General features: G+C 45.6%; 19 protein-coding genes. 14 read left to right on the forward strand and 5 right to left on the reverse strand.

The features are described 5' to 3' along the window. Positions 1 to 190: 190 nt before the first annotated feature. Complete coding sequence (locus tag AC622_RS00225) at positions 191 to 1,453, reverse strand: dicarboxylate/amino acid:cation symporter (RefSeq protein ID WP_049669233.1); 1,263 nt, start codon at positions 1,451 to 1,453, stop codon at positions 191 to 193. Between the two features lie 143 nt (positions 1,454 to 1,596). On the opposite strand from AC622_RS00225, the gene AC622_RS00230 reads away from it, so the two are divergent. Further along, on the forward strand, positions 1,597 to 2,466 hold the full coding sequence (locus AC622_RS00230) for an AraC family transcriptional regulator (RefSeq protein WP_049669234.1): 870 nt from the start codon (positions 1,597 to 1,599) through the stop codon (positions 2,464 to 2,466). Between the two features lie 82 nt (positions 2,467 to 2,548). Beyond that, on the forward strand, positions 2,549 to 2,800 hold the full coding sequence (locus AC622_RS00235; RefSeq protein WP_049669235.1) for a YkuS family protein: 252 nt from the start codon (positions 2,549 to 2,551) through the stop codon (positions 2,798 to 2,800). A gap of 49 nt (positions 2,801 to 2,849) precedes the next feature. Here the strand turns inward: AC622_RS00235 and AC622_RS00240 are convergent, their stop codons facing one another. Then, positions 2,850 to 4,499 carry a glutamine--tRNA ligase/YqeY domain fusion protein gene (locus tag AC622_RS00240; protein ID WP_049669236.1) on the reverse strand — a complete coding sequence of 550 codons (1,650 nt, stop codon included), beginning with the start codon at positions 4,497 to 4,499 and terminating at the stop codon, positions 2,850 to 2,852. A gap of 268 nt (positions 4,500 to 4,767) precedes the next feature. On the opposite strand from AC622_RS00240, the gene AC622_RS00245 reads away from it, so the two are divergent. The 9 genes from AC622_RS00245 (at position 4,768) to nspC (ending at position 15,804) form a co-directional block, all read left to right on the forward strand. Then, positions 4,768 to 5,952, forward strand: a complete 1,185-nt coding sequence (locus AC622_RS00245) for a DEAD/DEAH box helicase (protein WP_049669237.1) — start codon at positions 4,768 to 4,770, stop codon at positions 5,950 to 5,952. A gap of 86 nt (positions 5,953 to 6,038) precedes the next feature. Next, complete coding sequence (locus tag AC622_RS00250; protein WP_049669238.1) at positions 6,039 to 6,398, forward strand: YckD family protein; 360 nt, start codon at positions 6,039 to 6,041, stop codon at positions 6,396 to 6,398. 187 nt (positions 6,399 to 6,585) lie between these two features. Then, positions 6,586 to 8,895: a glycoside hydrolase family 65 protein gene (locus AC622_RS00255; RefSeq protein ID WP_082196967.1), complete on the forward strand. Its 2,310-nt coding sequence runs from the start codon at positions 6,586 to 6,588 to the stop codon at positions 8,893 to 8,895. Beyond that, positions 8,892 to 9,557 (forward strand): beta-phosphoglucomutase, encoded by a 666-nt coding sequence (pgmB, locus tag AC622_RS00260; RefSeq protein ID WP_049669240.1) that lies wholly within the window; start codon positions 8,892 to 8,894, stop codon positions 9,555 to 9,557. The genes AC622_RS00255 and pgmB overlap by 4 nt, the downstream gene beginning before the upstream one ends. 714 nt (positions 9,558 to 10,271) lie before the next feature. Further along, entirely contained in the window at positions 10,272 to 11,747 is a 1,476-nt protein-coding gene (locus tag AC622_RS00265) for an aminotransferase class I/II-fold pyridoxal phosphate-dependent enzyme (protein ID WP_049669241.1), read from the forward strand. A 5-nt stretch (positions 11,748 to 11,752) separates the two neighbouring features. Beyond that, a complete protein-coding gene (gene speE, locus AC622_RS00270; RefSeq protein ID WP_049669242.1) occupies positions 11,753 to 12,604 on the forward strand; it encodes a polyamine aminopropyltransferase in 852 nt (283 codons plus the stop codon). Then, positions 12,594 to 13,451, forward strand: coding sequence for an agmatinase (gene speB / locus AC622_RS00275; RefSeq protein WP_049669243.1), 858 nt, complete (start codon positions 12,594 to 12,596; stop codon positions 13,449 to 13,451). Before speE ends, speB begins: the two co-directional genes overlap by 11 nt. A gap of 24 nt (positions 13,452 to 13,475) precedes the next feature. Beyond that, positions 13,476 to 14,675, forward strand: a complete 1,200-nt coding sequence (locus AC622_RS00280; protein WP_049669244.1) for a saccharopine dehydrogenase family protein — start codon at positions 13,476 to 13,478, stop codon at positions 14,673 to 14,675. A gap of 1 nt (position 14,676) precedes the next feature. Further along, a complete protein-coding gene (gene nspC, locus AC622_RS00285) occupies positions 14,677 to 15,804 on the forward strand; it encodes a carboxynorspermidine decarboxylase (protein ID WP_049669245.1) in 1,128 nt (375 codons plus the stop codon). A 311-nt stretch (positions 15,805 to 16,115) separates the two neighbouring features. Here nspC and AC622_RS00290 read toward each other — a convergent pair whose 3' ends face one another. Next, entirely contained in the window at positions 16,116 to 18,311 is a 2,196-nt protein-coding gene (locus tag AC622_RS00290; protein WP_049669246.1) for a DNA topoisomerase III, read from the reverse strand. A 474-nt stretch (positions 18,312 to 18,785) separates the two neighbouring features. On the opposite strand from AC622_RS00290, the gene cspD reads away from it, so the two are divergent. Both cspD and AC622_RS00300 read left to right on the forward strand, forming a co-directional pair. Beyond that, complete coding sequence (cspD, locus tag AC622_RS00295) at positions 18,786 to 18,983, forward strand: cold-shock protein CspD (protein ID WP_049669247.1); 198 nt, start codon at positions 18,786 to 18,788, stop codon at positions 18,981 to 18,983. 149 nt (positions 18,984 to 19,132) lie between these two features. Continuing rightward, positions 19,133 to 20,470 carry an amino acid permease gene (locus AC622_RS00300; RefSeq protein ID WP_049669248.1) on the forward strand — a complete coding sequence of 446 codons (1,338 nt, stop codon included), beginning with the start codon at positions 19,133 to 19,135 and terminating at the stop codon, positions 20,468 to 20,470. Here AC622_RS00300 and AC622_RS00305 read toward each other — a convergent pair. Continuing rightward, on the reverse strand, positions 20,467 to 21,090 hold the full coding sequence (locus AC622_RS00305; protein WP_049669249.1) for a LysE family transporter: 624 nt from the start codon (positions 21,088 to 21,090) through the stop codon (positions 20,467 to 20,469). The two genes, AC622_RS00300 and AC622_RS00305, sit on opposite strands and share 4 nt — an antisense overlap. 309 nt (positions 21,091 to 21,399) lie before the next feature. After that, the gene (locus tag AC622_RS00310) at positions 21,400 to 22,395 is read right to left on the reverse strand and encodes a YeiH family protein (RefSeq protein ID WP_049669250.1); all 996 of its coding nucleotides are present in this window, start codon (positions 22,393 to 22,395) and stop codon (positions 21,400 to 21,402) included. Between the two features lie 240 nt (positions 22,396 to 22,635). Between AC622_RS00310 and AC622_RS00315 the strand changes: the two genes are divergently transcribed. Then, the gene (locus AC622_RS00315) at positions 22,636 to 23,499 is read left to right on the forward strand and encodes a Cof-type HAD-IIB family hydrolase (RefSeq protein ID WP_049669251.1); all 864 of its coding nucleotides are present in this window, start codon (positions 22,636 to 22,638) and stop codon (positions 23,497 to 23,499) included. Positions 23,500 to 23,541 lie beyond the last annotated feature (42 nt).

The raw sequence follows: 23,541 nt of genomic DNA on the forward strand, positions 1-23,541 counted from the left end.
GAATAGGAGAGTCCCACAAAGTGTAGTTATCAAAACTAGACATGTTTGAGATATTTTTAGAGGCGATTTCATGTTTTTAGAGGATTTCATCTAAAAACGAGCCTCGATTACGCTGTTTTGATTTTAAGAGCTTCCCATAGAGACAAAAAAGCCGGTTCACTATTCTGAACCGGCTTTCGTTTTGTTTCATTTATGCATCTGCTGTTTTTTTCATGGCATTCTTGAGCCAATTCTTGCCCTCGACAAGACGTGCGACGAGCATGGCACATACAGTATTGCCAGTTGAGTTCAGCAAGGTAGCTGGAATATCGATGATGGTGCTGATAACGGCGATCAGCGGAAGTACCTCAGGCGAGAAGCCGAATACGGTAAGGATCAGCATTTCGCCAATCATTCCGCCTCCTGGAATAGCGCCCATTACGGCACCGACTAGGAAGGCAACAGCTAGGATACTGAGGATGCTTGATACACTTGTCAAATCCCGGCCAAAGAGACTGAACAGGAAGACAATCTTAAGCACTCCGCCAATAACGGAACCATCCTTATGTGTGTTGGCGCCAAGTGGAATAACGGTTTCAGCGATATCGACCGGGACGCCGATTTTCTTCGTTGCATCAAGGTTAATTGGAATGCAGGCTGCACTTGAGCAAGTCGCAATCGCTGTGACGGATGGAGGAAGAACATTCGTCCAGTAGGCACGGATGCCGTCCTTTCCAGCTGCAATAAATGCATACAGCGTAAAGAATCCAAAGAAATAGATGATCGATAAGACCATATAAAGAACGAAGGAGCGCGCATAGCCTTCAAGGATTTGCGGTCCAAGCTCACCGATAATGGCTGCGAAATAACAGCCGAGCCCGATTGGAGCGTAATACATAATGATTTTGACAACCTTCATGAGAACCTCAGTTGCCGATGTGAGCAGCTGAGCAACAGGTCTGCCCTTTTCACCGGCCATGGCTGTCGCAAGACCAATCAGGACGGAGAAGACGATGAGCTGCAGGATATGCTGTCTAGAAAGCAATTCAGAGAAATCGCTCACCGTGAAGGTATTGACGAGCTGGGAAAGGAAAGTGACATCTTCTGTTTCAGGTACTTCTGTATTAGTCATCAATTCCTTAATGGCGGAGACATCAGAATCGCCAATTGGATTCATGATGGACGTTCCGGCAAGGCCGATAATGGCTGAGATCAGCGCTGTACTGAAAAAGACGATGATGATGCTGACCATAATCTTTCCAAGACGCTTCATCTCGCTCATATTCGCAATCGCCGAAGTGATACTAAAGAAGACGAGCGGAACGATAATCATGAATAATAAGTTCAGGAATAAGTCCCCGAATGGTCTAACAACCGCTACGTCCGGACCGATTATGTACCCGGCAATCCCGCCGATGATAATCGCGCCAAGCAGGATTAAGGAAGACTTATAGCTTGCTAAAAATCGTTTCATATTCTCAAAACCTTTCTGATAAAACTACTGTTATATATTATCATACGCAAATGTAATGCCGACTACTATGTAAATATTGCTAGAAAGATGGATAAAAATGCTCTAAAATAGGGGTAATATTGATAAAAGGGAGACTAATTACCATGATTGAGCATGGGCAATGGCCGCTTGAGAAACGGGGTTTTCTTAAGGAAGAGCTACGCATCTTCCACTTAAAGGACCGTATTACAAAGGATTTCGACTATCATTATCATGACTTTCATAAAATCATTATTTTCCTGAAAGGAAACGTTACCTATATGATAGAGGGGAAGGCCTTTAAGCTTAGGCCATGGGATGTCTTAATTATCAGTCATAGTCAGATTCATAAGCCGATTATTGACCCCTCTGAGGATTATGAGCGAATCATCATATGGTTCAATCCAGAAATGATGGCCAAGCATCATCAAACAGATGCCAACTTACTTACATGCTTTGATATGGCAGCCAGAAGGGAAAATAATCGCCTCCGCTTATATGAAGAACGGCTTCGAAAGGTAAAGAGCATTGTCCATGATTTAATGGAGGAAAAGATAAATCCCAGCTTTGGGTATGTAGAGATGAACAAAGCCTTGTTGATTCAGCTGATTATCCTCCTGAATCGAGATCTGCTTGACAATAACCAACGGAATCAATCAATGGATGTCCTATTTGATCAAAATATTAATGACATTGTCACCTATATCAACCAAAACCTAAATGGCGAGCTGTCAGTGAATCATCTTGCCTCTCTTGTCTTTATGAGCAAATATCATCTTATGAGAAAATTTAAGGCCTATACAGGTTATACCCTGCATCAATACATTGTCCAAAAGCGGCTTATGTATGCAAAAACCTTAATGGCAGAGGGCATGAAGCTGACCGATGTTTGCCAAACATCGGGCTTCAATGATTATTCCGGCTTTGTACGTGCCTTCAAGAAAGAGTTCGGAATGGCTCCGCGTGAATATTTGAGGATTAGAAAGACCGTCTAGAAGCTGGACGGTCTTTTTTTGCTGCTATTTCAACATAATAAACAGTCGGAAAGGAAACCTTAACAATGAGGAGGTGCGATAAATGACAAGAATAGGTGTTGAACAATCATTGACCGATATTCGCGAGGCTTTGTCAGAGCTTGGTTATGAAGTGGCTGATTTGCGCCACGCGGAGGATGCGGACGGAGTAGCATTTGATTTTTGTGTCGTTACGGGGCTCGATACAAATGTTATGGGCATCCAGGATGCTAGAACTGATGCATCCATCATTGATGCAAATGGTAGGACGGCAAATGAAGTCGTCAATGAAATTAGAAGCCGGCTTGATCAATAAGCAGGAAAAAAGGCACTCATCCAATGTGGATGAGTGCCTTTTGCTGGTTTTAAAGCTTGAATGAGCTCTTTAAGGAGACAATCAAGTTAAAGATTAATTTATCTGTGTTATTCTTCGGATCCACATTGAAGTAGCCATGGCGGAAGAATTGGAACTTATCATTACCTTTGACATCCTTCATGTTTGGTTCTACGAATCCTTGTTCAATGATCAAGGAGTTTGGATTCACATGGTCAAGGAAGGAGCCGCCTTGTTCTTCAGCGTCCTCATCAAGGATGAGAGGCTCGTACAAGCGGAACTCAGCAGGGATGGCATGTGTTGCCTCCACCCAGTGAATCGTTCCTTTTACTTTACGGCCAGTGAAGCCGGTACCGCTCTTTGTTTCTGGGTCATATGTGCAGTGCAGCTCAACGACATTGCCGTCAGCATCTTTAATCACTTCTTCACATTTGATGAAGTACGCATGTTTCAAGCGAACCTCATTGCCAGGGAAGAGACGGAAGTATTTCTTCGGAGGATTCTCCATGAAATCCTCTTGCTCAATGTAGATTTCACGGCCGAATGGGATTTTACGCATACCCATTTCAGGGTTTTCCGGATTGATCTCGGCATCAAGCATCTCAATTTCGCCTTCTGGATAGTTCGTAATAACGACCTTCAGCGGCTTCAAGATTCCCATTGTACGCGGTGCTTTCAATTTCAAGTCTTCACGAACAAAATGCTCAAGCATCTTCTCATCGACGATTCCGCTTGTTTTGGCTACGCCAATTTCACGGCAGAAGTTGCGGATAGCTTCTGGTGTATAACCGCGTCTTCTTAGGCCGGATATAGTCGGCATGCGCGGGTCATCCCAGCCGTCAACAAACCCTTCTTCCACAAGCTGCTTCAATTTACGTTTGCTCATGACGGTATTTGTCAGATTCAAACGGCCGAATTCATATTGTCTTGGCACTGCAGGCATTTCGCATTCCTTAATAACCCAGTCATAGAATGGGCGCTGGTCTTCAAACTCGAGTGTACAGATGGAATGGGTTACCCCTTCAATCGCATCCTCAATTGGATGAGCAAATGCATACATCGGATATATGCACCATTTTGTGCCGGTATTGTGGTGCGGTACATGAGCGATTCGGTAGATAACAGGATCACGAAGATTGATGTTTGGTGAACTCATATCAATTTTGGCGCGAAGGACTTTCTCTCCGTCTCCGAACTCTCCGTCCCTCATCCGTTTGAACAAGTCGAGATTCTCTTCCACAGAACGGCTGCGGAATGGGCTCTCCTTACCTGGTTCAGTCAATGTGCCGCGGTACTCACGGATTTGATCAGCTGATAGGTCATCAACATAAGCCAATCCCTTTTCAATTAATAGCGTTGCACGGCTGTACATTTCTTCAAAATAATCAGAGGCAAAAAACAGTCCGTCCCAGTCGTAGCCGAGCCATTTCACATCTTCCTTGATTGATTCGACAAATTCCACATCCTCTTTTACAGGATTGGTATCATCGAAGCGCAAGTTTGTCTTGCCGCCAAACTCATCGGCAATATCAAAATTCAGCACGATGGATTTAGCGTGGCCGATATGCAAATAGCCATTTGGTTCCGGCGGGAAACGGGTGATGACTTCTTTTGTTTTACCTGATTTCACATCATCAATGACGATGTTGCGTATAAAATTCGACGTATTGTGTTCCACCATCTTCAACCTCTTTCGCATAAACTAGTAGTTTCATTCTAATGGAAATGTCCCTGAGTCGCAAGAAGCCTACAAATAAATACATTTTTCTCACGAGAGGGGTTCTTTTAATATAGTAAAATTAGTCAATATATCTAGTATATCTGCATTCCGCGAACCTATACATTGAAATGCACGGAAAATTGCCTGCGGTGAGGCGCTTTATTGATAATCCTCTGCCCGGCTATGTATAATAAGACAAGAAAACCACGACTTTAGTTAGGAGAATTAAATGAGCGCGAAAGCTGTAATGATAGAGGAATTAAAAGAAGGCTTGAAAAAGGGATGGGAGAAATCAGGGTTCAAGGAGCCGACAGCCGTACAGACGAAGGTATTTGCACCGATTATGGAAGGGGCAGATGTAATTGCTGAATCCCCGACAGGGACAGGGAAGACCCTTGCCTATGTACTTCCGGTCTTAAACAAGGTTGACCCTGTTGAGCAAAAGGTGCAGGCTGTATTCGTGGCACCGTCCCGTGAATTAGTGATGCAGATCTTCGAGGTTGTGCAATCATGGGCAAAAGATTGCGGCATCACGGCAGCATCCTTCATTGGCGGCGCTAATCCGAAGCGTCAGCTAGAGAAATTGAAGAAGCATCCGCATGTTGTCATTGGAACACCGGGGAGACTGGAGGAATTGATTAAGCAGAAGAAGCTGAAGATGCATGGAGTGAAGACAATTGTACTTGATGAGGGAGACCAGCTCCTGATTCCAGAACATATGGCTACCGTAGGAGCCATCCTCCATTCAGCGATGCGTGACCGTCAAGTGCTGCTCTTCTCAGCGACTCTGCCAAAGCAGCTTGAAGAAGAAGCATCCCAATGGATGAATGAGCCTGCTTGTATCCGGATTGCTAAGGAAGAGACCGTGCAATCGAAGGTCGACCATATTTATTTTGTTGCTGAACAGCGCGACAAGATTCTTATTCTTGAGAAGCTGGCGAAAATGTCAGGGATGAGAGCGCTTGTCTTTGGAAGGGATATTGGCAACCTTGATGTGATGGCTTCAAAGCTTTCCTATAAAAAGGTTGACCTCGCTGTCATACATGGGGATTCGAAGAAGATGGACCGTGAGAAGGCAATCCGTTCCTTCCGTCAAGGAAAGCTGCCGCTCTTGCTTGCTACGGACGTAGCTGCAAGGGGATTGGATATCGAGGGACTTCCATATGTCATCCATGTGGACTTCCCGGAATCGATTGCCCAATATGTTCATCGCTCAGGCCGGACAGGCCGCCAAGGTGCAAGCGGAACCGTCATCTCCATCGTGACGCCGCGTGAAGAGCGCGAGCTGCGCAAATATGCCCGTGAGCTCAAGCTTGAGGTGAAAAGGAAGGAATTATTCAAGGGACAAATCGTTGATGAACGTCCCGTCTATCCGAAGAAAAGACCTGACGTAAAGCCTAAAAAGCGAAAATAAGTGATTCGATCACTCCGAAAAGCCCATGCATAAAATCTGATAAATGGCAAAAACTAGGGTGGATAAAAGAGTAGGGAGTGAATGGAATGAAGAGATGGACGTTGAACATTTTGGCGGGCATTATGCTGTCGACAGCCTCATTTACGGGCATGCTCTCATCTGCCTATGCGGCAGAAGATAAAGCACCGGCACCTGCGCCAGCTGAGAAATCACTGACAGACGCTCAGAAAGCAGAGCTTGAATCGATGCATCAGGATGTCCTTCAGCGTGAGAAGGATATTATTCATAAATACGTTGAATACGGTGTAATGACAAAGGAAACGGGCGATATGATTCTTGACCATATGGATAAGCGCTTTGAGAAAATCAAGGAACATGGCTATGTCCCGCCCCGCCATTTCGGCAAAATGCCTCATCCAAAGCCAGCACCAAAAGCAGAGAATTAAGCATAGAGAACTCCAAGGCCTAAACAGGCTTTGGAGTTTTTTGCGGTTCTAAATACCTATCTTTGAAGAAAGTTAGAATTTTCACCCATTCATACTTTCTTTTGTTCAGCAATACGTTATAATAAGGATGGGTTAATTGTGCAACCGCTTGCACTAATCGATGACCATTTATGGGAGAGTGAAATCAATGAAGAGATTATTTGCAGTAGACCCATGGAAAATTATTGAGGAAGAGCTTCATAAGGATGATTTTCGCCTAGCTGAGAGCATGACGAGTCTTGGAAACGGCCATATGGGCTTAAGAGGGAATTTCGAGGAAACCTATAGTGGTGATTCACATAAAGGTACATATATTGCAGGAGTTTGGTACCCGGATAAAACAAGGGTCGGCTGGTGGAAAAATGGCTATCCGGATTATTTCGGAAAAGTAATCAATGCCATTGATTTTATTGGTATTCGCGTGCTGATTGATGAGGATGAGATTGATCTGTATTTGGCTGAAGTGAAGGATTACCGTCGTGAGCTTGATATGAAAACAGGTGTCCTGACACGGACGTTCACGATTGTCCATGAAGGCAAGGAAACAAAGGTAGAGGTTATGCGGTATCTCTCGATTGCGGAGAAGCAGCTTGCCGTGATTCATTATCAGGTTACCCCGCTAAATCATGACAGCAAGATTACCTTCATTCCTTATTTGGATGGGGATGTACGCAATGAGGACTCCAATTATGACGAGGACTTTTGGAAAGCAATCACAAGGCATGCAGAGCCGAATAAGGCTCATCTTGTTATGGAGACAAATGAAAACCCTTTCGAAACGGAAATCTTCCGTATTTCAGCTAATATGGGATTAGTGGCTGAAGGGGATGTGGCTGAGATTAAGCCTTTTATGAATGTCGAGTATGTCGATAATACAATCGTCATGAATACGATCGCTAAAAAGACGGTCTCCCTCACGAAGTATGTCACGGTCACAACGAACCGAGACTATGATGGTGAGCACCTTGTTGAAAAAGGGGAAGAGATACTGAACCAGGCGATGCAGGCTGGATTTGATGCCTGCTTAACAGCTCATAAGGAACAGTGGGCAGAGCGGTGGAAGATGGCCGATATCCAAATTGACGGAGATGATGAGGCTCAGCAGGGCATTCGTTTCAACCTCTTCCAGCTCTTCTCTACCTATTATGGGGAGGATGCCCGTCTGAACATCGGTCCAAAAGGCTTTACAGGGGAAAAGTATGGCGGTGCAACATATTGGGATACGGAAGCATATGCTTTGCCTTTCTATTTGGCGACCGCAAAGCCCGAAGTAGCTCGTAATCTATTAATCTACCGTTATAACCAGCTCGAGGGCGCTTACGTGAATGCGAAAAGGCAGGGCCTTGAGGGAGCTCTCTATCCGATGGTGACCTTTACAGGGGTGGAATGTCATAATGAGTGGGAAATCACCTTTGAGGAGATTCACCGAAATGCAGCTATTGCCTATGCCATCTATAATTATGTCCAGTACACCGGGGATAAGGAATACTTGCTCGAGTATGGAATCGATGTGCTGACAGGCATTTCCCGTTTCTGGGCAGATCGGGTTCATTACCAAAAGCGAAAAGATCAATACATGATCCACGGGGTAACCGGTCCGAACGAGTATGAGAATAATGTGAACAATAACTGGTATACGAACAAGATGGCAGCTTGGACACTGCGCTATACGATGGAGGTCATTCATGAGCTGAAGGAGAACGGCCATGAATCCAGACTGGCAGATTTATATATTTATCAGGAAGAGCTCGATCGCTGGGCTGAAATCACGGAGAAAATGTATTTGCCATATGACGAGGAGCTTCAAGTATTTGTGCAGCATGACACCTTCCTTGATAAGGATCTGAAGAAGGTGAGTGAATTGTCCCCGCATGACAGACCGTTGAATCAGAAGTGGTCATGGGACCGAATTCTTCGCAGCTGCTTCATCAAGCAGGCCGATGTTCTGCAGGGCATCTACTTCCTCAATAATGAATTCACACTGGATGAGAAGCGGCGCAACTTTGAATTCTATGAGCCGATGACCGTTCATGAATCCTCTTTGTCTCCATCCGTTCATGCAGTACTCGCTGCAGAGCTCGGCATGGAGGAGAAGGCCTATGAGATGTATAACCGGACAGCAAGGCTTGATCTAGATAACTATAATAATGACACAGAAGATGGGCTTCATATTACAAGTATGACTGGTTCCTGGCTAGCGATTGTTCAAGGCTTTGCCGGCATGAAAACCTTTGAGGGAGTGCTATCGTTTGCACCATTTATCCCAGCCGCATGGGATCGTTATACCTTTAATATTAATTACCGCAATCATCACCTTACTGTGAAGATTGATCAAAAAGCAGTTCAAATTACCCAGGAGGGCCCTGCGCTGACCTTTGAAATGGATGGAGTGAAGCATGAGCTTGAAGAGAATGGCATGTTGAGCATTCCGATGGCGAAGGAGGAGAGACAACAATGAGTAAGCTTGAAGCCTTTATTTTTGACTTGGACGGAGTGATTACGGATACAGCGGAATACCATTTTCTTGCCTGGAGGAAGCTGGCTGAGGAGCTTGGCATTCCTTTCACGAGGGAGGATAATGAACGGCTAAAGGGTGTTTCACGCATGGTCTCACTTGAAATCATTCTAGAGATTGGCGGCAAGCAAGGAGCCTTCACGGATGAGGAGAAGGCACATCTTGCAGCGAAAAAGAATGCTCATTATGCTGAGCTGATCAAGCAAATCACTCCTGCCGATATACTGCCTGGCATAAGGGAACTATTAGCCGATATTAAAGAGGCCGGTTTAAAAATCGGCCTCGCCTCCGCCAGCAAGAATGCGCCAGCCGTTTTGGAAGGATTAGGCCTTTTGGATGAATTTGATTATATGGCCGATGCGAATCTGATTTCACATGGGAAACCAGACCCAGAGATTTTTCTAAATGCGGCGGAAAATTTGCAGGTAAAGCCGGCGCATTGCATCGGCATAGAGGATGCAAAGGCAGGAGTGCAAGCCATCAAACGGGCAGGCATGTTTGCCGTTGGCATTGGTTCTGTTGATCAACTGGGACAGGCAGATGTCATTTATGCCTCCACCAAGGAGCTTTCTTTAGAAGAATTAAAAAAGAAATTTGGCAGATAATATAGAATTGGCAGGCTTTTGACATTATGTGTAAATATTTTGTAAATTAAAACTTTTTCCTTTTTAGTTGTAATTTGGAAAAGTAGTTGATAAGATAGCCATAACATTTGGGAAGCAATGGTATTCAAATTGAAGGAGTCTTTCCAAGCAGATGATTTTTGACCACATTTCATGGTTTCTAACCATGGAACGTTAAGGCCATACGGACAGCCGGGTCAAATGCCGATTGGCAACTTAGTTGCCTTATTGATTGAGTTAAAAGCTCAAATTTTATAAGTTGGTTACTTTACAACCAGTGCGAATAAATCGCACATCAACTTGTGAAACGGTCAATAAGAGTGGTAAAAGTAATTATTTGCTATATAGACTCTAAACCTTGATGGTATATTTGAATATTTTTTAAAGAGCTTCGTTCCTTTTGTTCTTGCATGCCTCTGTCTGCATAGGGGCTGGAAGATTTTGGTGGTTTTTGCTTTTTGAATCATATTTTTAATGTCCATACACAAACGCAAGTGATGTGCGGCTCGCCGCTATTACTTGCGTTTTTTTGCGTGATTTCAAGGTTAGAGGGTAAGTAGATAAAGAGGATGGTCTGTCGATCTACAGATTCAATCTTCGGAATATTGAGAGAATCATTGCCGCAAGACAGCGGCCATTCTGGAAAGCCCCGCTGCTAGAGACCGATCGACGATAAACCATAGGGGGAAAGCCGAATTGAGTGATAAGAAGAAGAGTGACGGCCGAGTGCTGCAGGATAGGGCCCCTATCCATGAGGCACTCGAGGAATTTAAGAAAAAACGAATTGTGCCTTTTGATGTACCAGGCCATAAGCGCGGCAGGGGGAACCCTGATTTGACTGCCTTCTTAGGTGAGGAGGCCTTGAGCGTGGACGTGAATTCCATGAAGCCGCTTGATAATCTCTGCCATCCGGTCTCTGTCATCCGTGAAGCAGAAAGGTTAGCGGCAGAGGCCTTCGGTGCAGCCCATGCCTTCTTCATGGTCAATGGGACAACATCAGCTGTGCAAGGGATGATTTTGACCGCCTGCAAGAAGGGCGACAAGATTATTGTTCCGCGCAATGTCCACCGCAGCGTCATCAATGCACTCGTTCTATGCGGCGCAGAGCCGGTCTATGTGAATCCTGATGTGGACCACCGCCTCGGCATTGCGCTTGGCATGTCAGTCAGCCAGGTCGAGAAGGCCATAATAGAAAATCCTGAGGCGAAGGCTGTACTGGTCAATAATCCAACCTATTATGGCATCTGTTCGGACCTTCGCGGAATTGTTGAGCTTGCTCACAAGCATGGATTGCTCGTGCTCGCAGATGAAGCGCATGGAACACATTTGTATTTTGGCAAGGATTTGCCGGTCTCTGCCATGGAGGCGGGAGCTGATATGGCGGCGGTGAGCATGCATAAATCAGGGGGAAGCTTGACCCAAAGCTCCTTCATGCTGCTTGGTCCTTCCGTGAATGCCGGCTATGCCCGGCAGATTATTAATCTGACCCAGACCACGAGCGGGTCGTATCTGCTGCTATCGAGCCTGGATATCTCCAGAAGAAATCTCGCTCTCAATGGGGAGGAGATATTTACTCATGTCGTTGAGCTGGCTGAATATGTACGTCAGGAAATCAACCAGATTGGAGATTTCTATGCCTTCTCCAAGGAATTGATCAACGGGGACAGCGTCTATGATTTCGATGTGACGAAGCTGTCTGTTTACACGAGAGATATCGGGCTCGCCGGCATTGAGGTATATGACATTCTTCGAGACGAATATGATATCCAGATTGAATTTGGTGATATTGGCAATATCCTTGCCTATGTGTCTGTTGGTGATCGCAATCGAGATGTGGAACGGTTAATCAGTGCCTTATCAGAAATCCGGAGACGCTACAAACGCGATAAGGCTGGCATGTTTACGCAGGAATATATTGATCCGGGGGTCGTGACGACTCCTCAACAAGCCTTTTATGCAGAGAAGGAATCCCTGCCCCTTCATGAGACAGTCGGCAGGGTGTGCAGTGAATTCGTGATGTGTTACCCGCCGGGAATTCCTATCCTGGCACCAGGTGAACGGGTGACACAGGAGATCATTGATTATATTGATTATGCCAAGGAAAAGGGATGCTCCATGACCGGACCAGAGGATTTAATGATAGAACGACTGAACGTACTGCAAGGAGTGTGACGAAAATGGAACTTTGGTTTAGTGAACGGCATACCCCGAACGTTAAGCTATCGATCAAAGTGGAAAAGCTGCTGTACAGCGGACAAACTGAATATCAGCGCATCGATATTTTTGAATCGAAGGAATTCGGCCGCTTTCTAACCCTTGATGGCTTCATGATGCTGACCGAGAAGGATGAATTCATTTACCACGAGATGATTACCCATGTACCGATGATGGTTCACCCGAATCCAGAGAAGGTGCTCATTATCGGAGCGGGAGACGGGGGAGCGGTGCGTGAGCTCGTTAAGTATGAGAGCGTGAAGCAGATTGATTTGGTGGAGATTGATGAAATGGTCGTGGATGTGTGCAAGAAATATCTTCCGCAAACGGCTTGTGCGCTCGATGATCCGCGCCTTCAGATTCATTATGAGGACGGGCTGAAGTACATACGCTCCTGCGAGGATCAATATGACTTGATTATCGTTGATTCGACCGACCCATTCGGTCCGGGCGAGGGCTTGTTCACCCGCGAATTTTATGGAAGCTGTTATAAGGCATTGCATGAAGACGGAATTATGGTCAATCAGCATGAGAGTCCCTTTTATAAAGAGGATGTCGCAGCCATGCAGCGTGCTCATAAGCGAATCGTGGAAAGCTTCCCAATCAGCTATGTGTATCAGGCACATATTCCGACCTATCCATCGGGTCATTGGTTGTTTGGGTTTGCATCGAAGAAATATCATCCAGTGAAAGACTTGAAGCGAGAGGCTTTTAAAGACGCACATCTTCATGCGCGCTATTATAACCCGAAACTCCATGTCGGCGCCTTCTCGCTCCCAACTTACGTAGAGGAGCTGTTGCGAGATGTTGAATAAAAATATCCAAACCTTTATCGGCTGCGTGGCGGAGTATAACGAGGCAGACATTGTTCTCTTCGGCGCCCCCTTTGACGGGACGACCTCCTATCGTCCCGGAACCCGTTTCGGTCCGCAGGCGATTCGTCAGGAATCATATGGGCTTGAAACCTATAGCCCTTATCAGGATAAGGATTTAACGGACATGGCTGTATTTGACAGCGGAGACCTGGAGCTCTGCTTCGGCAATGTTGAACGTGTGCTTTTTGATATTGAAGAGCGTGCAAGTAAGATTATTGAGGATGGAAAGATTCCATTCATGATTGGCGGTGAGCATCTCGTTACGCTTGGAAGCGTGCGCGCCGTGGCGGAGCAATATCCAGAGCTCCATATCATTCACTTTGATGCCCATACAGACCTGCGAGAGGATTATCTTGGAGAAATGCTCTCCCATGCATCTGTCATCCGCCGCTGTCACGATATCCTTGGAGACGGTCGCATCTTCCAGTTCGGCATTCGTTCAGGGGACCGCAGTGAATTTGAATGGGCGAAGAAAGGCCATGTGTTCACGAATAAGTTTAATTTCGATGGACTTGAAGCAGTGCTAGAGCAGATTGGTGACAAACCGGTTTATCTCACGCTTGATTTAGATGTTCTTGACCCATCTGTCTTCCCTGGAACAGGGACACCGGAGGCAGGAGGAGTCACCTATGTGCAGCTATTAGAAGCCTTGCTTGCCGTTTGTGAGAAAACAACCGTTGTCGGCCTCGATATAAATGAATTATCACCGACCTATGATCCGAGCGGCATTTCAACAGCTACAGCCTGCAAGCTTGTCAGGGAACTATTAGTAGCGATTAAAAAATAAAGAATCAGGATTGGAGAGAAGAAAATGGGTAAAGCGTTAATCATCGGAGCTGGAGGAGTAGCCTCCGTTGCCGTTCATAAATGTGTACAAAATAGTGAGGTATTCGAGGAAATCTGCATCGCAAGTCGGACAAAATCGAAATGTGATGAGCTGAAAGCAAAGCTTGACGGCGGCAAAACAAAAATCACCACGGCGCAAGTCGATGCGGACAATGTGGACGAACTAATCGCCCTCATCAAAGAAGTAAAACCAGATATCGTCATGAACCTGGCTCTTCCGTATCAGGATTTGACCATCATGGATGCATGCCTGGCGACAAAAACACATTATATGGATACAGCGAACTATGAGCCGGAGGATACAGCGAAATTTGAATACAAATGGCAATGGGAATACCGCCAGCGTTTTGAGGAAGCCGGCATTACAGCCTTGCTTGGAAGCGGATTTGACCCAGGCGTGACAGGCGTATTCTCTGCCTATGCACTTAAGCATCACTTCGATGAGATTGAATACATCGACATTCTAGACTGCAATGCCGGTGACCATGGCTACCCATTTGCGACGAATTTCAACCCGGAGATCAATATTCGTGAAGTATCCGCTAATGGCCGCTACTGGAAGGATGGCGAGTGGATTGAGACAAAGCCGATGGAGATCAAGCGTGTGTATAACTTCCCTGAAGTTGGCGAAAAGGATATGTACCTCCTCTATCATGAGGAGCTTGAATCCCTATCCCAAAACATCCCTGGCCTGAAACAAATCCGTTTCTTCATGACATTTGGCGAGAGCTATCTGACTCACCTCAAATGCCTTGAAAACGTCGGCATGACCTCCATCGAGCCAATCATGTTCGAAGGAAAGGAAATCATTCCGCTTCAATTCCTGAAGGCGGTCCTTCCTGATCCGGCATCATTAGGGCCACGTACAAAAGGAAAAACGAATATTGGCTGTATTTTCCGCGGGACAAAAGACGGAAAGCCGAAAACCTATTATGTATACAATGTATGCGATCATGAAGAATGCTACCGTGAAGTCGGCTCCCAAGCCGTTTCCTATACAACTGGCGTGCCAGCGATGATTGGTGCCATGATGGTGGTGACAGGCGAATGGAACAGACCGGGCGTTTACAATATTGAAGAATTCAATCCAGATCCATTTATGGAAGCACTCAATAAATGGGGCCTTCCTTGGAAAGAAAGCTTTGATCCGGAGCTAGTTGATTAAGATGCGCTTTGAAGAACTGCCAACACCAAGCTATGTGGTTGATGAGGCATTACTTGAGAGAAACCTGGAAATCCTGAGCGGAGTAATGGAGCGGACCGGCTGCAAAATCATCCTCGCGCAAAAGGCGTTTTCGATGTATGCGACCTATCCGCTGATTGGGAAGTATTTGAGCGGGACTGCGGCGAGCGGCTTGTTTGAGGCAAGGCTCGGATATGAGGAAATGGGGAAGGAGAATCATGTCTTCTCCCCGGCTTATCGTGAGGATGAAATGGATGAGATTATCGACTTATGTGACCATATCATCTTTAATTCCTTCTCCCAGCTGGAGAAGTATGGGGAAAGGGCGCGCAAGGCTGGTAAGAAAGTTGGTCTGCGCATCAATCCGGAATGCTCCACCCAGGAGGGTCATGAAATCTATGACCCTTGTGCCCGCGGCTCCCGATTCGGGGTTACCATCAGTCAGTTCGAGCCAGGAAAATTGGATGGTGTGTCTGGTCTCCACTTCCACACACTGTGTGAGCAGGATGCCGATGCCTTGGCAACCACACTCGATGTCATTGAGGAGAAATTCGGCGAGTGGCTGCCGCAGATGGAATGGATCAATTTCGGTGGCGGCCATCATATCACAAGAGAAGGCTATAATTTTGATTTGCTCGAAAGCTGTATTAAGAGAATGCAAGATCAATATGGTCTCAACGTATACTTGGAGCCGGGCGAGGCGATTGCGCTCAATGCAGGCTTCCTCATAACAAGTGTTCTCGATACCCTTGTGAATGATGTGGAGCTCGCCATTCTTGACACCTCAGCATCCTGCCATATGCCGGATGTGCTCGAGATGCCATACCGTCCGCCGCTTTTAGGCTCTGGGCTTCCAGGAGAGAAAGCTCACACATACCGTTTAGGCGGCCCAACCTGTCTCGCCGGCGATGTCATCGGAGACTATTCCTTTGATGAACCACTGAAAGCAGGCGACCGTCTCGTATTCGGGGACATGGCCATCTACTCCATGGTGAAAAATAACACCTTTAACGGAATGGCGCTCCCAGCGATTTGTCTGCGCGACAAGGATGGCGACTGCCGGATTGTCCAACAGTTCGGCTATCAGGATTTCAAATATCGACTTTCATAAGAAAGAACAGGCGGAGTTTTTGGGACTTCGCCTGTTTTTATTTGTGAGCGTAGCGGAGGCAGCTCGATTAAACCTTTCATAGCGTGTTTTTCTCTTAGGATTTCAGCTAAAAATCTTCATTTCACTGGCAAGGCGTCTCAGCCTATCATTTTCAACTTTTGAATAAGGAGGGGGCTGTTTTTTTGTCTGGGATTTCCTTGATTTTATTATTTAAGGGCGGATTCCTGAGTTAAGGGAGAAAACCTGCCCGCATCAATCTGCCAAAATAAAAAACTGCCTCCCCTAAAAAGATAGGGAGGCAGTTCCGTTTCTTATTTATCATCCAGCTTAATGCCTTTTAGCAAATCAGCGAATGGATTATTGATTGGTGGTTCTTCTTTCTGCTGCTGTTTCAGGTATTTCTGAACAGTGCGCTTGTCAGCTTTGCCGCCGGATTCCTTTTTGCGTCTTTCTTCAAAGGAGGACAGCTTTTCACGGTAGCCGCATTTGCAGGTGAAAATTTGTCCTTTGCCTTCTCCGCGCAGCTCCATTTTCTTTTTACATTGCGGGCAGCGAGCATTAGTTAACCGGGCGACATTCTTGCGATAGCCGCACTCACGGTCTTGGCAGACAAGCATTTTGCCCTTCTTGCCGTTGACCTCAAGCATCGGTTTGCCGCATTCCGGACAGGATTTCGTTGAGATATTATCATGCTTGAATTTCTTATCGCTGGCCTTGATCTCAGAAACGATTTCCTTCGTGTGCTGCTTCATTTCATTGATAAAAGCATTCTTATTGAGCTTGCCTTTAGCAATCATCTCGAGCTTTTGCTCCCATTCAGCAGTCGTAGCAGGAGATTTAAGCTCATCTGGCACAAGGTCAAGCAGCTGACGGCCTTTGGACGTGATGTAAATATCCTTGCCGCCGCGTTTCTCAATCAGGAAGGAATTGAACAATTTATCGATGATATCGGCTCTTGTGGCAACTGTGCCAAGTCCGCCTGTTGATTTGAGTGTGGCAGCAAGCTTTTTGTCCTTTGTCTCCATATATTTCGTTGGGTTTTCCATCGCAGACAGCAATGTCGCTTCATTGAAGCGTGCCGGAGGCTTCGTTTGACCGGATGTTTGGTTGATAAGGGAAACCTTGAGGGTGTCGCCTTTGTTGATGCGCGGCAATAGCTGCTCCTTCACATCATCACTGGATTCCTCCTCCTCAAAGCGGTTGTTGTAAACCTCTTTCCATCCCGCCTTAGTGACCGTCTTGCCTCGGGCGATGAAGGATTCAGAGCCAATCTTCGCATGGACAGTCAATTGCTCAAATTCATGGGCAGGGTATAAGACCGCCAAGAAGCGTTTCACGACAAGGTCATAGATTTTTCGTTCCTTATCATTGAAGGCGCTGTAATGGACATAGCCCTCTGTCGGGATGATGGCATGGTGATCACTAACCTTGCTGTCATCGACAAATGCCTTCGTTGCCTTGATAGGTTTATTGGCAATTTTATTGGCTAGCTTGCTGTATTCAGCCCCGCCGATTGCTTTCAGACGCTCCGGAATCGTGCTGACAATGTCAGAGGATAGATAGCGGGAATCCGTCCGAGGGTAGGTGAGTACCTTATGCTGCTCATACAGCTTTTGCATGATATTCAATGTTTCTTTAGCAGAGTAGCCAAATAGCTTATTGGCATCACGCTGCAGCTCAGTCAAGTCATAAAGGGCAGGGGAATAGGTTTTCTTCGCCTTACGCTCGATGGAAGCCACCACGGCATCCTGTTTCCCAAGAGCTTTGACGATTGTATCCATTTTCTCTTTATTAAAGCTGCGGCTGTTCCCGTCCTTGTCCTGCCATGTGAGGGTAAGTGCATCTGACTTTGCCTCAATCCCGTAATAGGTTTTCGGCTTGAAGTTCTTGATCTCCTCCTCACGAGCAGCAACCATGGCTACAGTCGGGGTCTGCACACGTCCACAATTCAGCTGTGCATTATACTTCGTAGTCAATGCTCTTGTCGCATTAAGACCGATATACCAATCGGCTTCCGAACGGGCAACCGCAGAGGCATACAGATTCTCATAATCCTTGCCGGGCTTCAGGCGATTGAAGCCATCCTTGATGGCTTTATCGGTAACAGATGAAATCCATAAACGCTTGATTGGCTTCTTCACATGAGCCTTCTCGATAATCCAGCGTGCAACAAGTTCTCCCTCGCGTCCTGCGTCTGTCGCGATAATGATGTCTTTTACATCGCCGCGGGTCAGCTGGGATTTCACCGCATTGAATTGTTTACCTGTTTGCTTCATGACAACAAGCTTTAACTGCTTCGGCAGCATTGGCAGGTCCTCAAGATTCCATGTTTTATATTTTTGGTCATAGGTCTCTGGGTCAGCCAGTGTAACAAGATGACCGAGAGCCCAAGTGACGATGTATTGATCTCCTTCTAGAAATCCATTGCCCTTCTTTCTGCAATTCAGCACATTGGCGATATCGCGGGCAACAGATGGTTTTTCGGCGATTACTACGCTTTTAGCCATTATCTGAACTCCTTTACGTATTCTGTACCGTTAAATATACCATAGTTTTGGAGCTGAAAAAGGATAGACACTTAGACCAAGGAATAAGCTCGATCAAAACTTTCTGGGAGAACGATTGAGGAATCATGGAACACAGCCGGAAACAGTCGGAATGGCCCTGCTTCTTAGGGTCTAAAAATCCATTTTTGTAAAAATATTGAATCTCCATTTTCGACAAAATTCTATACAATTTGTGGTAATGTAAGGAGGTTTTTAGGAAGAAAATCCTGTTTTATAGGGATTTTTCGTACATTTTGGATTAATCACACTTATTGAAATCGTTTGTCATATGGGGGCATTTATGGTACGATAAAAACGCTAAAGGTTTGAAGATCAAAAAAATTTTTACAGTCTTTAAGTACATGCTTTAGACATGAAAGGTTTTTCTGGTTTTCTACTTTTGAATATTTTCTACTAAAGTTAGGAGGCCAAAAAATGGTCGGAAAAGTAAAATGGTTTAATGCAGAAAAAGGTTTTGGTTTTATCGAGCGCGAAGATGGTGACGATGTATTCGTACACTTCTCTGCAATCCAAGGAAATGGTTTCAAAACTCTTGAAGAAGGTCAAGAAGTTGAATTTGAAATCGTTGAAGGTAACCGCGGACCACAAGCAGCTAACGTTGTTCGCATCTAATAAACCTTTTTGAACTTATACGTGAACTCATTAAGAAGGGAGAAGGCAATTATTGTCTTCTCCCTTCTTTTTTCTATGTGCATAAGACCTTCCCTGTGGTGCAAATTAAGAAGGTATGTATTCTTAACGAGCGGAGGCAGGGATAATAGATGAAGAATCAGGAGAAGAAGCTTAAATGGTGGCAATTATCGATGATTGGAGTTGGGTGTACAATCGGTACCGGCTTCTTCCTCGGGTCTGGCCTTGGAATTAAGCTCGCTGGTCCTGCCGTCTTGATTTCCTTTCTGATTGCTGGAACGGCGACTTATTTTGTGTATGATGCACTTGCATCCATGACCCAAAAGGATCCACAAAAGGGGTCGTTTCGCACATACTCCCGAAAGGCGTTCGGCAGGCCGGTTGGATTCATGAACGGCTGGATTTATTGGTTTTCTGAAATGTTTATCGTGGGGAGCCAGCTGACGGCCATTTCATTATTTTCACGCTTTTGGTTCCCGGATATCCAGCTCTGGGTATTCGCCTGTATATTTGGCGTACTTGGCCTGATTGTTATCTTAATCGGAACGAAGCTGTTTGAGCGAATGGAAAATGTCAGTGCTATTGTAAAGGTAGCGGCCATTCTGATGTTTGTCATTATCGCGATTCTAGGTTCAACCGGTGTGATTGATGGGGAAAAGGGCTTTGATTGGCCGAATACTGTTGCAGGTCTGTTTCCAACTGGATGGAAGGAAATCTGGGCTTCGCTGATCTTCGCCTTTTTTGCCTTTGGCGGGATTGAGGTCATTGGCATTATGTCGATGCGGCTTGAGAAGAAAGAGGATGCACCAAAGGCCGGGAAGATTATGCTTCTCATATTGCTCGTTATCTATTTAGTCTCTCTCAGTCTGGTTGTCTTTACGCTTCCGCATCATGATATTAAAGCAAATGAAAGTCCGTTCTTAACCGTTCTTTCCTTCTATCAGGTTCCAATTGTCGCCCATATATTTAATGCAGCCCTAATGATTGCTGGGTTCTCGACTATGTCAGCCTCCCTATATGCTGTGACGACGATGCTCGTGGCATTGGCTGAGGACCGCGATGCACCGCGCTTTGTGGGCAAAAGGGGGAGGCTGGCCATTCCGGTTCCGGCTTTTATAATCACGGTGCTCGGGCTCGTTATCTCCATTGTTCTGTCACTCCTTATGCCGAACAGTGTGTATGAATATTTTACAACCGGAGCCAGCCTGCTTATTTTGTATAATTGGATTTTGATTTTGATGACATACTCGAAGACGCTTGAGCTCTCCACAATGGATAAATGGAAACGGAATATTGCCTTTTTGTTTATCCTGCTTGGGATTACGGGAACCCTTTTTCAAAAGGGGACAAGGGGCGGACTTCTTGTCAGCCTTTGCTTTGTTGCCTTCATCGGCCTGATTACCTTCATTGTCAGCGTCAAACGAATTCGGAAACGGCCATTGACAGCAAGGCGGATGCGCAATGATTAGAAAAGGGCCTGAATCCCTTTTGAGCCGAAATATAAGCCAAATGCAATTAAGGAAGTTCCGGATAATAAGGAAACGACCCGAAGGAAGCGGTCTGTTAAAAAGCGCCTGAAGAAGCTGGATAATAAGGCAATCGTATAATCCCACAGGAGAATCCCGCAAATGATGGCACAGCTATTAATGAAAATTTGACGTGAGGAAAAATCATCGGCTGTCTCTGCCAAAACAGACCCATAGATGCCAATCCAAAAAAGAATGCTCAGCGGATTCATCAAGGACATGAAGAAGCCTGTACGGAAGGAATGAAATCTCGTCGCATTCCTTTGAAGGCTTTTTTCATTTGCCGTCACTGAAGAGACGAGACTTTCAATGCCTGAATAAATAAGGACAAATGCTCCAAATAGCCAAAGGAAGGTCTGGATGATCGGAATATTCATATAGGTGGCTAGTCCGAAATAAACGAGAATCATATACACAATATCAGCTAGAATCGCCCCAAGACCAAACAGCCAGGCATAGCTGAAGCCTTTGCGGAGTCCGGTCTCCATCTGTGCCGCATTAATGGGTCCGATTGGTGCCGATAAGGAAATACCTAAATAAACATAGCTTAATAATCCATACATGCAAGCAAGCCCTCCGTTTCATTTGCTTGTACAAGTGTATGCAGCAGAGCAGGTCTATAAAACTAAAAGAGGAAGCGGCTGCCCCTTCTCGTGCTTAATCTGCGGAGGGGCGAACATGGGCTAGCTTTGTTCGGTTATCGTCTTTAAATTCCTGTGTTCGCCCATAAAAAGGATCCGTTCGCCTTTAAAACAAGAAGAACCTATTCAAAGGAGTAGTAAGATCTCTGAATGCAGTTACTGAAAGGCTGCTCAATCTAAACATAAAAAAACAGGTGAAAAGCCAAATGGCCTTTCACCTGTTTTCTTGTTTTACGCCCAAATATATGTAATGAGAGATAGCAGGATGGACGTAACAACGAGGGCAAGCAGCGGCATACCTGCTTTCTCCTTTAATTCCCGAAGGTCAATGGTGAGACCGAGACCCGCCATGGCCATGGACAATAGGAAGGTTGTCAGCATTGCGATGGAATCATATAAGGATATTGGGAACCAATCGCCTGCGATATAGGTACGGAAGATGCTGAGCGCTACAAAGCCGAGCAAGAACCATGGGAAGGCAATCTTCGTATTTTTATCGCCATGCTTTTGTCTGCTCTTCATCCAGAAGACAAGTAAGAAGCTGAACGGAATCAGAAGGAATACGCGGCATAGCTTAGCGAGAAGGGCCATAGCGACTGCTTCCTCTCCAGCCGGTTCAGCAGCCAGGGCGACATGAGCGAGCTCATGGAGACTGAGTCCTGACCAGATACCATAGCCTACCGGTGTGAGTCCGACCATTGGCAGGAGGACGGTATAGCCGACAGCGAATACGGTACCAATGAGAGCAATCATTCCGACGCTCATTGCTGTATCCTCTTCCTCAGATTGCAGGATTGGGGAAATGGCTGCAATGGCAGCCGCCCCGCATATACCTGTCCCAGCACCTAATAGGAAGGAGATATGTGGGTCAACCTTTAACCAGCGCCCAAGAAGCATCATCACGGTGATGGAGAAGACAATGACTACAAATGCTTTTCCAAGCAGTCCAAGTCCTTCACTGAAAATGATTTGCATGTCTAGTTTTAATCCGTAAAGTATAATAGCGGCACGCAAAAGAATGCGGGCAGAGAAGTGAACTCCGGAACGCAGATTCTCAGGGTAGCTGCGGACATTTCGATAAACGATGGCGAGCAGGATGCTGCATGCCAATGGTCCGATATAATCGAATACCGGTAATTCTGCTAGAATAAATCCTAATAGGGCAAGTAAAGCTGTGAAGCCAATGCCGCCCCAAAAGGAAATCCGTGAATTGGTTTGAGAAGTCATATTGTTTCACCTGTTGCCTTTCAATAAATATTTGGAACAATTGGACATAGTTCAGTGTACTGGTTTGAATTATTTTAGAAAAGCTTTATTTAGCGATAATCGTTAGTATGTTTCGCCAGTAAAACATTTTTTATACAGGACAGATAGGTCGCACCCATTTTTCACAGGGTATAACAGGGTATATACTTAAAGAAGACATAGTAGAATCATGGATGTTGAATGAAGGAGGAGCCAAACGATATGAAATGTATTGCAACTGATATGGATGGTACATTGCTGAATGAAAATCAGCGAATCAGTGATGAGAATCGTAAAGCGCTTGAAGCAGTAAGAGAGATGGGCGGACAAGTCATTATCGCAACCGGCCGTTCCTATAAGGAGGCAAGACTGGCCTTGGATGAAATAAACTTCAACTGCCCAATTATTAGTATGAATGGTGCTGCGGTTTATGACCAAAAGGGAGAGCTTCTGGTCTCTCATCCTATCTCATTTGAGGAGCTGGAAAGTACCATTACCTTCTTAGAGGAGGCTGGATTATATTTCGAGCTTTATACCAATCACGGTGTATTCTCGAAGAACCCAGAGCGTGCCATTGATTCTCTCGTGGATATCGTTTTAAGCGCTAATCCCGAGCATGACCGAGAGGATGTACGAAGGAGAGCGCTGGCAAGAATCGAATATGGGTTCTTGTTTGAAACAAAAGATTACCATGCCTTAATCAAGGAACCGGATATGCAAGTCTTTAAGATTTTAGTATTTTCCCTACAGAAAGATCAACTCAGTACAGCAGCTGAAGCCCTCGCAAAATTCGATGGGCTAACCATTACATCCTCAGCTAAAGGGAATATTGAAATCAACCACCGCGGAACCTCGAAGGGAACGGCCCTTGAGGCATTATTGAATAAACTAAGCATACCACTTGAAGAAACCATTGCAATCGGGGATAACTTGAATGATGTCTCTATGTTCGAAAAAGCGGGTCTCTCGATTGCGATGGGGAATGCGTCCGACGATATTAAGGGGATCTGCAAGGATACAACCTTATCAAACAAAGAAGACGGCGTGGCCCATGCCATCTACCGCTATATGGTTTCAAAAAAATAATCAGATATAGGTATAACACTGGGGAAAATTGGTTAAATTATA

Origin of the sequence: Bacillus sp. FJAT-27916, from assembly GCF_001183965.1 — a bacterium.
Taxonomy (GTDB): domain Bacteria; phylum Bacillota; class Bacilli; order Bacillales; family Pradoshiaceae; genus Pradoshia.